The following is a 13,354-nucleotide window of genomic DNA, read 5'->3' as shown; positions in this document are numbered from 1 at the left end:
GTTCAATCGAGCCAGACCGGAACTGCCTGGGCCACACATCCTGCGAGACGAGTGATGTCGAGCGCCCAGGCAGCCGGTCAGCTCGCCAGGGAATTACCATCAATGCGCTCACCCCTTCACTCCCCCCTGCTCTCGATCCTGATACCGGCCAAGGACGAGGCCGGCAATCTACCCGGCCTGCTCGACGAGATCGAGCGGGCGCTGGCCGATATCGACCACGAAGTGATCGTGGTCGACGACGCCTCGACCGACGGCACCTGGGATCTACTGGAACGACGCGCGGCGCGGTCCCCCCGCCTGCGTCCGATGCGCCATGCGCTGAGTGCGGGGCAAAGCACCTCCGTCTGGCAGGCAGCCAGGGCCGCGCGAGGCATCTGGCTCGGCACGCTCGACGGCGACGGCCAGAACGATCCGGCCGACCTGCCCAGGCTGTTCGAGCGCGCTCGGCGTGGAGATGTCGCGCTGGTCGCGGGTCATCGCATCAATCGTCGCGACGACTGGATCAAGCGCACGTCATCCAGGGTCGCCAATCGCGTGCGCTCGGCGCTGTTGAACGATGCCACGCCGGATACCGGTTGCGGGCTCAAGGTGGTGCGTCGCGACGCCTTCGTGTCGCTACCCTATTTCGATCACATGCACCGCTTTCTGCCGGCGCTGATACGCGCCCAAGGCGGCCAGTGCGTTTCTGTTCCGGTCAACCATCGACCACGAGGAGCAGGGGAATCGCACTATGGGCTCAACAACCGCCTGTGGGTCGGACTGGTGGATATGGTCGGAGTGATGTGGTTACGCCGACGTAGCCGGCTACCCGCGACCTGCGTCGAGCTGCCGGCGGCGATGACGGCCCCGGCCGGCGACGCAGTGACCGATCATCGGCGCACTGATGGCAAGGAGGCGACGTCATGAATCAGGAATGGATATGGGTGATTATCGGTTTCATCGGGCAGGCCCTGTTTTCGGCCCGCTTCATCATTCAGTGGCTCGCCAGCGAACGCGCCAGACGCAGCGTCATTCCCGTCGCCTTCTGGTTCTTCAGCCTCGGCGGCGGCGCCACGCTGCTGGCCTATGCCATCTACCGTCGCGACCCGGTGTTCATCGCCGGTCAGGGCGCTGGCCTGGTCATCTACATTCGTAACCTGATGCTGATCCGGCGGGAAAAGCACCAGGCTAGCGTCCCGGAAACCCCCTCGAATTTCTGAACGAGACCTCGCTCATGCGGCGCTTCCTGTCCGATCCCTCGCAGGCCCACTATCGGCGTGCCTGGCTGTTGTTGCTGCTTTTCACCATCGTCCTGCTGGGCATCGGTATCGGCCTGCGCGACCCCTGGCCGGCCGATGAACCGCGTTTCGCGCTCAACGCGCTGGAGATGTTGCGAACCGGACAGTTCTGGTTTCCGCATCGTGGCGGCGAGCTCTATCCCGACAAGCCTCCGGTATTCATGTGGGCATCGGCACTAAGCATCTGGCTGACCGGCTCCGTGCGCTGGGGCTTCCTGATTCCCACCGCCCTCGCCGGTATCGGCACCCTACTGTTGACGGTGGATTTGTGTCGTCGGCTGTACGGTCGGCGTATCGCGCTGATGTCGGGACTGGCGCTGCTGAGTGCATTCCAGTTCGTGCTGCAGGCCAAGACCGCCCAGATCGACATGATGCTGACTTTCTGCACCACGCTCGCCACCTATGGCCTGTTGCGCCACGCGCTGCTTGGCCCCGCCAGAATCTGGTGGCTGGCGGGCTGGGCAGCGATGGGCCTGGGCATCATCACCAAAGGCGTCGGCATCCTGCCATTGACACTGCTCCCGGCCTGGCTGTGGATGACCTATTCCGGACACTCCCGCGGACCGATCACACGCATCACGCTCAAGGATGCCATTCAGGGCATCGCTGCCATGCTGCTGTGCATTGCCGCCTGGGCAGTGCCGATGATCGTCATGTCGACCTGGGGAGACGATCCATCGCTGGCAGCCTACCGGGACAACATCCTGTTCAAGCAGACCGGGCAGCGGTACGCCGACTCCTGGACCCATCTCGAACCCTGGTACTACTACCTGGTCAGCGTACTGCCCTGGGCGTGGATGCCGTTGATTCTCGCCTTTCCGTGGGCGTTGCCCGCCTGGTGGCGCCGCCTGCGGCGATCCGATCCACGGTTCCTGCTGCCGCTCAGTTCGATCGTGCTGATCGTGATCTTCTTTTCCCTCTCGCCTGGCAAGCGCGGTGTGTACATGCTACCGACCTTACCACTACTGGTGTTGGCGATGGCCCCACTGCTGCCGGGGCTCGTCACCAGGAAGCGCCTGCACTGGCTGGGTTTCGGCCTGCTGACATTGCTGGGCGGGCTGCTGTTGGCCGCGGGTGTTCTTGGCGCCGCAGGCCTGCCCGCGCTGGCCAAGGTCGCCGAGCGTCATGCCGTGTCCCCGTGGGCCTGGTGGATCGTGATCGGCACCATCGCGGCCGGACTACTGGCCCTGCGGCCTCGTCGTGGGCTCTGGGCGTTGACCATTTGGCTGGTGGTGTTCTGGGTGAGCTGGTCGACCTGGGGCTACGCACTGCAGGATCACGCCCGCTCGCCACGTGGCATGATGGCTCAGGTTCGGTCGATCACCGGCGCCGGCGCCTGGCTGGCGATGCCGGACTTCGACGAGGAGTTCCTGCTCCAGTCGCGCCAACCCAGCATCCAGTTCGGCGACCGCACCCCCGCCAGCGCTCAGTTCCGGCGAGCGTTCGCCTGGCTGCAGCAGGATCGAAGCCGCTGGATGTTTGCGATGAAACGCCAGGCCAAGGATTACGACTGCATCAACCGCGACCAGATTCATGACATGGGCATTCAGAATGGCGACGACTGGTGGCTCATCCCGGCAACCGCCGTCGGCCGATGCCAGGGCGATGCCGACGCGGCAACAATATTCGTGGCGCCCACCACGTTGCCGGACGACACCGGCAGCGCGCCCAGCGTTTGAAGCCAAAGCACCTCTCGTGGCGTCGAATCCGGCACCTCGAGAGCGGGGTCAGGCAAATGGAATCAGGCGACGACGTCCAGCCAGTCCAGTCGCACCGCCAGCCCTCCACCGTCGCGGTTGGCGAGAGACATTCTCACACGCTGGCGCTCGGCGAGCTCGACGGCAATCGACAAGCCCAGACCGCTGCCGCTGATGCGCTGATCGGATGCCCGCTGGAAGCGTTGGGTCACGGCTTCCAGCATGGACTCGGGGATCCCTGGTCCGGAGTCGGCGATTCTCAGCCACGGGCGCTGCTCTTCAATCCCCATGGTCACGACAACCCGACCGCCCGACGGGGTATAGCGCAGTGCGTTGTCCATCAGATTGCGAATCAGGATTCCCAGCTCGGTGGCGTTGCCCGTCACGCTGACAGGGTCGTCCTCGACGATCTCCAGCTCCTGCTGCTGCGATTCGGCCAGCGGCCACAGGTCGGCAGCCAGATCCATGACCAGCGCCGGCAGCGAGACCGGCTCCGGGGCCGGGCGCTCCTGATGAATATCGAGCCGGGCCAGCAGCAGCAGCTGTTCGACCACTCGCTGCAATCGCTCGATGCCGCTGTAAGCCTTGTCCAGCGCGCTGGGTTCGCCAAAGCGGGCGTTGTCCAGATGAATCTTCATCGCCGCCAGCGGTGTTCTCAACTCATGCGCCGCGTCCGCGGTAAAGCGTCGCTCGCGCTCCAGCGTCTGGCCGAGTCGCTCGATGAAGTCGTTGAGCGCACCGCGCAGAGTCTGCAGCTCCCGTGGCACCGCCACCCGAATCGGGCTGAGATCTTTTTCGTCCCGGGTCTGAACCTGGCGGGACAGATGCCCGATCGGCGCCAGGCCGCGCCGGATCAGCCGAGCGATCAACCAGATCAGAATTGGCAGCGCCAACAGCAACGGGACGAAATTGCCTAGCGCAACCTTGTTGGAGAGTTCGTCCTGAAACGCTTCCCGCAGTCCGACGCTCAGCCAGCGCCCGCCCTCGATCGGCATGCTGAATACTCGCCAGCGATGGCCGTCGAAGCGCTGCCAACGATATCCCGCGTCACTCGGCGCCGGAAAGGCGTCCTCCCCGTGCCAGCGCGGCCCCATCAGAATCGGTCGATGCTCGGCATCCCAGAAGCCCAGCGACAGCATTCCCTCTTCGTGAATGTAGCGTTTCGGATTGCCGATCTTGTCGATGAGGCTGCCGGTCTGGCCATACCAGCGAGCAAAATGGCCCGGCTGCGAGAGCTGCTCCGCGATCGCCGCGTACGTTTGCGGCGTGGTGTCGATATCGACGAGCCCCGACACGACGCGAGCCTGCAGACTCAACTGAGCGTCGAAGATCTCTTCCATCTCGTGTCGGGTGATCAGGTAGGCGGCGGTCACGGCCAGGGCCATGACCAGGACCAGCACGCCAGCGAGGGTGAAATTGAGATAACGGCGAATCGATGTCATGCCACGCGGCTATCCAGACGATAACCGATGCCTCTCACGGTGGTGATCAGATGCTTGTCGAGCTTGCGCCGCAGGTGGTGGACGTGAACTTCGAGCGCGTTGGAGCCGACCTCCTCGCCCCAGCCATAGAGCAGACTTTCCAGCTTGGGCCGGGACATCACCTTGTCGCTGTTTCGGGCCAGCTCGAGCAGTAGCGCGAATTCACGACGCCCCAAGGCGATCGTATCCCCTCGCCAGCTAACCTCGTGCTGCGACTCGTCGATGGTCAACCGTCCAATGGACAGCAACTGGGTCGAGCGCCCTTCGGCGCGCCGGGTCACGACCCGCATCCTAGCCAGCAGTTCCTGCAGGTCGAACGGTTTGAGCACGTAGTCGTCAGCACCCGCATCCAGCCCCTGGATACGCTGCTCGACGGCGTCGCGGGCGGTCAGAATCAGGACCGGTATCGGATACTGGCGACGCAACTCCTTCAATACCACCAACCCATCGATATCCGGTAGTCCCAGGTCGAGTATCACCAACGAGAAGGGCTCGACGCGCACCGCTTCCAGCGCATCGCGGCCTTTCATCAGCCAATCGACGACATAGCCCTCTCGGATCAGAGCAGTTCGGATGCCGTCACCCAGCAAGGGGTCGTCTTCCACCAACAAAACACGCATTGCGGTTTCCGTCCTGGTTTACCCATGGATATCCGTGAAATCTCATCCGTCCAGTGCCATTGAGGCACACCCACCTTAACGATTTCTTATCGCATCGCGCCCTCAATTCCATTAGATATGGTTGCCCAGTCCGATGCCGGCCGTCTTCCTTGCAGGATAATATTTCGTTAAGACACCGGCGCCACAGTAGCGGCTCACAGCCACGTCGGGACACCATCGCGTGATCATCACCCAAAACTCTTCACACTCGTCGCACACGCGACGGCTGGAGGCCAGGCACCGGGACGTTCTCGTCATCGTCCTGCTGTGGGCGATCTCCCTCGCCTCCGCGCTGGCCAAACCGCTGATGCCGATCGACGAGACCCGTTACGTTTCGGTCGCCTGGGAGATGTGGCAGGCCCACTCTGTCTGGCTTCCGCTCATGAATGGAGCGGCCTACGCCGACAAGCCGCCGCTGCTGTTCTGGCTGATCCAGTCGGGTTGGACACTGTTCGGCGTCAACGACTGGTGGCCCAAGTCGATATCGCCCCTGGCCTCGCTGGTCGCGATGATCCATCTCTATCGAATAGCGCGCCGGTTGGGTTACGCCGGCAGCCAGGCCCGACTGGCACCGATGGTGCTCGGCACCATGCTGATGTGGAATCTCTACGCCGGCGCGCTGATGTTCGACGTGCTGCTGAGTGCCTGCCTGCTGGGTGCCATCTCGCCACTGATCGCGGGTCGGTTCGACTTGCGCAAGGCCACCGTCAGCGGACTATGGCTGGGATTGGCGCTGCTGGCCAAGGGGCCGGCGGCCTTCGTGACGCTGGCACCGATTTTATTGTCGATCCCGCTCTGGCGCGCTTCGCCGCTGGGCGGGCCCGGTCGGCGGCGCCTGGCCTTCACCCTGGCGCTAGGGTTCTCGATGCTGCTGGCCTGGGCGCTGCCCGCCGCCTGGCTGGGCGGCGCCGACTACGCCCGGGACCTGCTCTGGGGCCAGAGTGTTGATCGCCTGCAGCATGCCATGGCCCATGCGCGCCCGGCGTGGTGGTACCTGCCATGGCTGCCTCTGCTGACCTTCCCTTGGCTGCTGTGGCCCGCCGGGTGGCCACGCCTCCCGAAGCATCGCCATCAGCGACTGGCCTGGATCTGGCTGATCGCACCGCTGCTGATCTTCTCGATGATCAGTGGCAAGCAGATCCACTATCTGATGCCGTTGCTGCCCGCGCTGGCGCTTCTGATCATGGACCGACTGGGCCAGGTCGACCCTCGCAGGCCATTCCGACCATGGGCGGCCGCTGTGGCGATGGCACTACTGGGCCTGACAGCGCTCGGTCTGGCGGGATTCGGCCGCGACGAGGCCGTCGGCTCGATGATTTCGCCTTTCGGCGCCCTCGCGCTACTCGCCTTCGCCGCCATCGTATGGCGGCAACGCTGGCACGGCGCCGCGCAGACGATCCGCGGCCTCTCTCTCGGCGTGGCGGTCGCCATGTTGATAACGGCACAGCTGATGCTGGCCCCGCTGTGGAACCGCTATGACATCGACGCCCCGGGCAAGCTACTGGCCAGACTGGAAGCCGGCGGCGTTCCGGTGGCCTTCGATGGCGACAACTATCAGGCCACCTTCCAGTTCGCCGGGCGCCTGCAGAGACCTCTCGTCGCGCTTTCCGGCGATCCTGCCGATCTCTGTCGGTTCGGCAACCAGGCGCCGTCAGGATGGGTCGTAGGTCGAGATCGCGACCTCCGCCCGCTGATCGCCCATGACAGCGCCGCCCATGTGTTCGACTATCGCGGGGGAAAGCTGGATATCGTGCCCGTCACCGCACTGTCATTTAGTCCCCGACTGCCCGCATGCGACTGGTAGAATTAACTTGAGGCTCACCGGCCCGGGCGGTGAAGATTCTTTCAATACAGGAACCAGCATGAAAATTCTCGTCACCGGCGCGGCCGGATTCATCGGCTTTCACCTCGCCGAACGCCTCGCTCGCGAGGGTCACAGCGTCGTCGCGCTGGACAATCTCAACGACTACTACGCCGTGTCGCTCAAGCAGGCACGCATGGAACGATTGTCGGGCATTCCTTTCCACCGCGTGGATATCGCGGATCTGGCATCGCTGGAGACGCTTTTCGCGCGCGAGCGCTTCACCCATGTCATCAATCTCGCGGCGCAGGCCGGCGTACGCCACTCCGTGGAGCACCCCCACGAGTACGGTCGCAGCAACCTGACGGGATTTCTCAACCTGCTCGACGTGTGCAAGCGACACGACATCGAGCATCTACTCTACGCCTCCTCCAGCTCGGTCTATGGGCGCCAGAAAACGCTGCCGTTTCGGGAGACCGACCCCGTGGATCAGCCCGCGTCGATCTACGCCGCGACCAAGCGCGCCAACGAAATGATGGCCTACAGCTACGCCGATCTGCATCGACTACCGGCCACCGGGATGCGATTCTTCACGGTCTACGGCCCGTGGGGACGCCCGGACATGGCACCCTGCCTGTTCGCGGCGAGCCTGCTGCGTGGAGAACCCATCGACATCTTCAATCACGGTCGCATGGCGAGGGACTTTACCTACATCGACGACGTGATCGAGTGCATCGTGCGGTTGTTGCCCCACGCGCCCCGGCCCAATGCCGACCGCTCCGCGCCCCACGAGATCTACAACCTGGGTCGCGGCAAGCCGATCGCCCTGCTCGACTTCGTCGATACGCTGGAGCGACGCCTGGGGACCACCGCCACGAGGCATTTCAAGCAGATGCAGCCAGGTGACGTCGAGCGGACCTGGGCGGATACCCACAAGCTGCGATCGGTCATCGACTATACCCCTCGCGTCTCCCTCGAGCAGGGTATCGACCGATTCGTCATTTGGCTGATCGACTATCGCGGGCTGATGCTGGAAGCCATGGCCGCTGGAGGCGAGTCGGCGATCGCGGCATCGGCGGTCGCGGCATCGGCGGTCGTCGAACGGGAGAGGTTGGCGTAGCATCGGACGACATTCCCGAGTGACGAGCCAAAGCATGCCGCTGAGCAAGACCCGAACCAGTTTCTATCGGCGACTTTACGTCGCCCATCTGATCGACGCCGGCCTCGCCGCCAGCGTTCCGGGCATCGTCGAGCTCAGTGGCATGCCACGCCGCACGGCCCAGGATACCCTCGCCGCGCTCGCCGAGCTCGACATTCACTGCGAGTTCGAGCAGTCCAAGGGAGAGCGCCATCAGATCGGACGCTATGTGATCCGTGACTGGGGCCCCATTTCCTCGACCTGGGTAAATGACCACGCCGAAGAGATCGCCAGCGCCCTGGGATATCCGCTGCCCAGGCCGTGAGTCCGTCACATCGCCCTGCTACCTCGACCGTCATCAATCGGAGTCGCCCATGAGCGATCGCCAGCAGCGTCACCAGCAAGCCATGCAGAAGCTCAAATCCCACGTCGACGAGAAGGTCGCCACTGCTACCGAGCAGCGGGGCCTGCTGCTGGTCTTCACCGGCAACGGCAAGGGCAAGACCACGGCGGCGTGGGGCACGGTGACCCGGGCGCTGGGCTACGGCTACCGTGTCGGCGTGATCCAGTTCATCAAGGGGCTGTGGGAGTGCGGCGAGCGCGAGCGGCTGATCGAGGATCCCCAGCTCGAGGTCCACGTCATGGCCACGGGCTTCACCTGGGATACCCAGAACCGCGACAGCGACACCGCCGCCTGCTTCGAGGTCTGGCGAGAAGCCGAGCGCCTGCTCGCCGACCCTGAGATCTATCTGGTGGTGCTCGACGAGATCACCTACATGCTCAAGTTCGGCTATCTCGACATCGACACGGTCAAGCGCGCCATTGCCGATCGCCCGCCGGAGCAGAGCGTCATCGTGACCGGGCGCAATGCCCACCGCGAGCTGGTCGAGATGGCGGACACGGTCACCGAAATGCAAGACACCAGGCACGCCTTCGATGCCGGGATTCAAGCGCGCCGCGGCATCGACTACTGAGGCTCAGCCTGAAAACGGCGGCGCTCGATCAGGCGCCCCCTTCACCTTGCGATGCGCATCGGCCAGCGCCTGACATACCTCCCGCACCGCCTGGATCATGCGCGGTCCGGGCCGGCTGATGGCGTCCCGATCGACGGTGTAGAGCGCGCCGTCTTGCACCGCCGGCAATTCATCGTGGTGTGCCCAGAACGCTTTCCAGCGGTCGTCGTCGCCGGCCGCCAGAATGACCTGCGGCCGAGCCTCGAGCAGCGATTCCCAGCCAATCTGCGGCACCAGTACGGGTGCCTCCTCGAATAGCGGCTCGCCGCCGCAGTGACGAATGATCTGGGTCACGATCTGGCCGCCGGCCAGCGTGGTCAATGGCGACTGCCCCAATTGGTAGAAGACCCGCGGCTTTGGTGACAGCGTCTGTGAGCTGCGTTGCAATTCCCGCTCGAACCGCGAGGCAGCCTTCTCCCCGGCGGCGTCATGGCCGCTGAGCCGGCCAATATCGCGTAGGTCGCCGGCGATCTGGTCGAGCCGCCGCGGCTCGCTGCGATAAACGGGGATGCCTAGCCGATCCAGTTGCTCGATCAGCGATGCCGGCGTGCCACTGCCCCAGGCCAGCACCAGATCCGGCCGTTTGGCGATGACCAGTTCGATGGGAATACCACGGTAGCTGCCGACCCGATCGATATGTGCCGCCGCCGGCGGATAGTCGCTCCCCTCGATGGCCCCGACCAACTGCCCGCCGGCGTCGACGGCATAGCTCATCTCGACCAGGTGCGGCGCCAGCGCGACGATGCGCTCGGCGGGCCGGGACAGGGTAACGGTGCGTCCGCCGTCGTCTTCGACGCTGATGGCATCGACCTCCGCCATGGCGTGCAGCGGTAGCAGCGCCGCACCGACGGCGGCGATCGCCGGCCACCACGGCACCAGCGACATCACGGCGTTCAGCAATGGGGAAAGAGAGCGCATCATCGGTTCTGCGAGTTGGGCTAAAGGTGCCGGCGAGCATAGCATGGGAACCGAAGGACGCCTGAGGCGTCTATGCAGCGCCCACATTGTGCGCGACACGCGTTTTTCGATAGAGGAAGTGCCATGTCTCACGACGCTCTGATCAATCGTTCAGCCCACTCTCACGCCTCACCCCGTGGCAGAAGCCTGGCCCGGAACCTGAGCCTCGGGCTTGCCGGGGTAGTGGCGACCATTGCCCTGGCCACGCCGGCGCTCGCCGACAAGACGCCACATCAGCTCCACGTCCAGGCCAACGCCACGATCGATGTCGCACCGGATCAGGCGACGCTGAATGCGCGACTGTGGGAGCGCACGCCGGCCCAGGTCCAGGGAGAGGAGTCCTCGGGCGATAGCGACGCCATCAAGGAGGCGCGGGACCGGCTCGAATCCCGCACCGGCGAGCTGATCCGGACCCTGGAAAACGCCGGCGTCGATAGCAAGCGGATTCGTGCCGGCTCGCTCAGCGTGCGCCCGGACATCGTGCAGTCCGGCAATCGGGGCGATGACGACACGCCGCCGAAGGTGCGCACCCAGGTCGAACGTTCGGTGTCGTTGACGCTGAACGATCTCGACCGGCTGCCCCGCGTGCTCGACGCCCTGACCGCCGCTGGCGTCGACTCTCTCGACGGCGTCAGCTACGGGCTCCAGGACAGCGACGCGGCGGACGATCGCGCACTCAAGCAGGCGCTGGAGCGGGCACGCCAGAAGGCCGAGATGATGGCCGATACGCTGGATGTCGACCTGGGCGATGTCGTCAATATCGAAGAGACCACGGCGCCCCGCTATCAACCGCAGATGATGATGCGTGCCGCGGCAGCCGACAGTGGCAGCGGCAGCAGCGCGGCGGAGTACCGCAGCGGCGAGATCAGCATCGACGCCGGCGTGAGCGTGACCTGGGAGATCGACGACTGATGACCTTCGGGCGGGCCTCGGCGCCCGCCCGTACCGTTGCACCAGGCTTACGCCCGACGCGTCAGGCGGGCGAGAACCACCTCCGCGAGCAGCGCCAGGGCCAACACCATTGCCAGCCAGCGCCAGTCGAAATCCGCATTCAGCGCACCCAGGGCATCCAGGAACACCATCACGATCGCCACCGGACAGACATAGCGGATCGTGAATCGCCACAGGGCGTGGATGGCCGACGGCAACCCAAGCTCCACCTCGAGGCTCTCTCGACGCAGCACGAACCCGGCCAGCAACGCCGTTCCCAGCCCACCCAGCGGCATCAGGAAGCGCGAGGTCAGGAAATCCAGCCAGTCGAAGAAGTGACGCCCCGCCAGCTTCCAGTCCGCGCCGACGTTGAACGACAGCATCGCCAGCGTACTCACGATCCACAGCAGGATACCGACGCCCCAGGCCGCCCTGGCGCGTGACAGGCCGTGGCTTTCGTTCAGCCAGGCGACCGTGGCTTCGATCATCGAGATGGCCGAGGTCAGCGCGGCCACGGTCAACATCAGGAAGAAGATCGTCTCGATCACCCCGCCCAGCGGCATCTGCTGGAACGCCAGCGGCAGGCTCATGAAGATGAGGCCGGGGCCGGACGCCGGGTCCATGCCATTGGCGAAGATCACCGGGAAGATCGCCAGCCCGGCCATCAGCGCCACCAGGGTGTCGCAGATGGCGACCATCAGCGTGGTACGACCGATGGACTGGCCCGCCGGCAAGTAGGCGCCGTAGGTGAGGATCGCGCCGGAGGCCAGCGACAGGGTGAAGAAGGCGTGCCCCATCGCCGCCAGGATGGCCTGTCCGGTGAGCTTGCCGGGATCGAAGGCGAACAGGAACTGCACGCCGGCGCCGAAGCTGCCGGAAAAGATCGCGTACACGATCATCACCACCAGCATGACCACCAGCCCCGGCATCATCCAGCGCACGCTGCGCTCGATCCCCGCCTGGACGCCCAGCCCCACGATCGCCATCGTCGCCACGGTGACGAGCGTACTCCAGAAACCGAGATTCCAGGGATTGGCGTTGTTGGCACCGAAGATGGCCGCCATGCCCTCGACGCTGTCGGCCGTCAGGCCACCACTGAGCGACTTCCACAGGTAGGAGACCGCCCAGCCGGCAACCACGACGTAGAACGACAGGATCATGAAGCCGCACAGCATCGCCATCCAGCCAAGTCCCGACCACAGCCCGCTGCGTCCGGACTCCCGCGCCACCCGCCGGATCGCGTCGATCGGGCTGCCCCGGCCTCTGCGCCCCAGTGCGATCTCGGTCATCATCACCGGCACGCCGATGGCCACGATGCAGACCAGGTAAACCATGACGAAAGCGCCACCACCGTATTCGCCGGTCATGTACGGGAATTTCCAGATATTGCCCAGCCCCACGGACGAGCCAGTAGCCGCCAGGACAAAGCCCCAACGTCCCAGCCACAGATTCTTGGGTCGTGCGATTGCGGTCATGCTTCCTCGTCGTTCCAGTGGACGGCCTGAATACGCTAGCCCCGTATCGAGGGTCGGGGCGCGGCGCAAGAAGTTGCCCAGGACGGGCCGATTGCGGCGGAAGATTGTAGCGTCGACGCGCGACATGCGCGACCAAGTCGTGGTTGGTAGGATGCCGGAGGTTGTGCAAAGCTTGGCCCACAGCGATGATCCAGCCCACTCGCCGGTCGGCATTACCGGCGCCGATCGATAAGGAGATTCCGATGTCCCGGCACTTCGCCATTCTGGGGTTGGGCTACTTCGGCAGCACTGTTGCACGCGAACTGAAACGTCATCAGAACCAGGTGCTCGGGGTCGACGCCGACGAAACTCGGATCGACGCGCTGTCGGACATGCTCGATCACGCGGTGATCGCCGACCTCACCGACGAGAAAGCGTTGAGCGAGCTCTCGCTGGATGCCTACGACGTCGTGGTCATCGATGTCGACGATAACGTCGAGGCCAGCGTCACCTGCACACTCCACGTCAAGGAGCTCGGCGCCAAGGAGATCTGGGCCAAGGCTCACTCCGATGCTCACTACAAGTTGCTCAAGCGCCTGGGCGCCGACCGCGTCGTCTACCCGGAATACGATGTCGGCGTGCGGGTCGCGGAGAGCCTCAACTATCACGCCATGGTCGATTTCATCCGGCTGGGCGAGCGCCAGTTCATCGTCGAGATCGAGACCACCGACCGTCTGATCGAGAACTGTGCCAGCGTCGCCAACCTCGCCATCGATCCCGAGGCCCTGTCTCTGGTCGCCATCAAGCGTGGCGAAGAGGTGATTCGCACGCCGGACGACGACACCCCGCTCCAGGCCGGCGACAGCCTGATCCTGATGGGCGACCTGCAGGCACTGCGCGAAATCGGCAAACAGATATGAGCGTTCCGCCTCATCCCTCTGCACGAG

Annotated in this window: 13 protein-coding genes; 9 read left to right on the top strand and 4 right to left on the bottom strand. The window is 64.7% G+C overall.

Going from position 1 to position 13,354, the window contains the following annotated elements:
* Window positions 1-102 precede the first annotated feature (102 nt).
* The 3 genes from F0A16_RS15795 to F0A16_RS15785 are packed head-to-tail and all read left to right on the top strand — an operon-like array spanning window position 103 to window position 2,956.
* Entirely contained in the window at window positions 103-906 is an 804-nt protein-coding gene (locus tag F0A16_RS15795; protein WP_149436368.1) for a glycosyltransferase family 2 protein, read from the top strand.
* Complete coding sequence (locus tag F0A16_RS15790) at window positions 903-1,199, top strand: lipid-A-disaccharide synthase N-terminal domain-containing protein (protein ID WP_149436367.1); 297 nt, start codon at window positions 903-905, stop codon at window positions 1,197-1,199. Before F0A16_RS15795 ends, F0A16_RS15790 begins: the two co-directional genes overlap by 4 nt.
* A gap of 14 nt (window positions 1,200-1,213) precedes the next feature.
* Window positions 1,214-2,956: an ArnT family glycosyltransferase gene (locus F0A16_RS15785; protein WP_149436366.1), complete on the top strand. Its 1,743-nt coding sequence runs from the start codon at window positions 1,214-1,216 to the stop codon at window positions 2,954-2,956.
* Window positions 2,957-3,018: 62 nt separating this feature from the next.
* Here F0A16_RS15785 and F0A16_RS15780 read toward each other — a convergent pair whose 3' ends face one another.
* Both F0A16_RS15780 and F0A16_RS15775 read right to left on the bottom strand, forming a co-directional pair.
* Window positions 3,019-4,416 carry an ATP-binding protein gene (locus F0A16_RS15780; protein ID WP_149436365.1) on the bottom strand — a complete coding sequence of 466 codons (1,398 nt, stop codon included), beginning with the start codon at window positions 4,414-4,416 and terminating at the stop codon, window positions 3,019-3,021.
* Entirely contained in the window at window positions 4,413-5,075 is a 663-nt protein-coding gene (locus tag F0A16_RS15775; RefSeq protein ID WP_149436364.1) for a response regulator, read from the bottom strand. The genes F0A16_RS15780 and F0A16_RS15775 overlap by 4 nt, the downstream gene beginning before the upstream one ends.
* A gap of 220 nt (window positions 5,076-5,295) precedes the next feature.
* Between F0A16_RS15775 and F0A16_RS15770 the strand changes: the two genes are divergently transcribed.
* The 4 genes from F0A16_RS15770 to cobO are packed head-to-tail and all read left to right on the top strand — an operon-like array spanning window position 5,296 to window position 9,027.
* Window positions 5,296-6,918 carry an ArnT family glycosyltransferase gene (locus F0A16_RS15770; RefSeq protein WP_149436363.1) on the top strand — a complete coding sequence of 541 codons (1,623 nt, stop codon included), beginning with the start codon at window positions 5,296-5,298 and terminating at the stop codon, window positions 6,916-6,918.
* A 58-nt stretch (window positions 6,919-6,976) separates the two neighbouring features.
* A complete protein-coding gene (locus tag F0A16_RS15765) occupies window positions 6,977-8,035 on the top strand; it encodes an SDR family NAD(P)-dependent oxidoreductase (protein WP_149436362.1) in 1,059 nt (352 codons plus the stop codon).
* A 34-nt stretch (window positions 8,036-8,069) separates the two neighbouring features.
* Window positions 8,070-8,378: a winged helix-turn-helix domain-containing protein gene (locus F0A16_RS15760; protein ID WP_149436361.1), complete on the top strand. Its 309-nt coding sequence runs from the start codon at window positions 8,070-8,072 to the stop codon at window positions 8,376-8,378.
* Window positions 8,379-8,427: 49 nt separating this feature from the next.
* Window positions 8,428-9,027 (top strand): cob(I)yrinic acid a,c-diamide adenosyltransferase, encoded by a 600-nt coding sequence (gene cobO / locus F0A16_RS15755; protein WP_149436360.1) that lies wholly within the window; start codon window positions 8,428-8,430, stop codon window positions 9,025-9,027.
* Window positions 9,028-9,030: 3 nt separating this feature from the next.
* Here cobO and F0A16_RS15750 read toward each other — a convergent pair whose 3' ends face one another.
* Window positions 9,031-9,987 carry a cobalamin-binding protein gene (locus F0A16_RS15750; protein WP_187776044.1) on the bottom strand — a complete coding sequence of 319 codons (957 nt, stop codon included), beginning with the start codon at window positions 9,985-9,987 and terminating at the stop codon, window positions 9,031-9,033.
* A 120-nt stretch (window positions 9,988-10,107) separates the two neighbouring features.
* Between F0A16_RS15750 and F0A16_RS15745 the strand changes: the two genes are divergently transcribed.
* The gene (locus tag F0A16_RS15745; protein WP_149436358.1) at window positions 10,108-10,935 is read left to right on the top strand and encodes an SIMPL domain-containing protein; all 828 of its coding nucleotides are present in this window, start codon (window positions 10,108-10,110) and stop codon (window positions 10,933-10,935) included.
* 47 nt (window positions 10,936-10,982) lie between these two features.
* Here the strand turns inward: F0A16_RS15745 and F0A16_RS15740 are convergent, their stop codons facing one another.
* Window positions 10,983-12,428, bottom strand: coding sequence for a sodium-dependent transporter (locus F0A16_RS15740; RefSeq protein ID WP_149436357.1), 1,446 nt, complete (start codon window positions 12,426-12,428; stop codon window positions 10,983-10,985).
* 242 nt (window positions 12,429-12,670) lie between these two features.
* On the opposite strand from F0A16_RS15740, the gene F0A16_RS15735 reads away from it, so the two are divergent.
* The gene (locus tag F0A16_RS15735; protein ID WP_187776043.1) at window positions 12,671-13,327 is read left to right on the top strand and encodes a potassium channel family protein; all 657 of its coding nucleotides are present in this window, start codon (window positions 12,671-12,673) and stop codon (window positions 13,325-13,327) included.
* Window positions 13,328-13,354: the final 27 nt, after the last annotated feature.

This window comes from Salinicola corii, assembly GCF_008298015.1.
GTDB lineage: Bacteria > Pseudomonadota > Gammaproteobacteria > Pseudomonadales > Halomonadaceae > Salinicola > Salinicola corii.
Note: the sequence above shows the minus strand (reverse complement) of the source record. Positions and strands in the feature narration are given on the sequence as shown.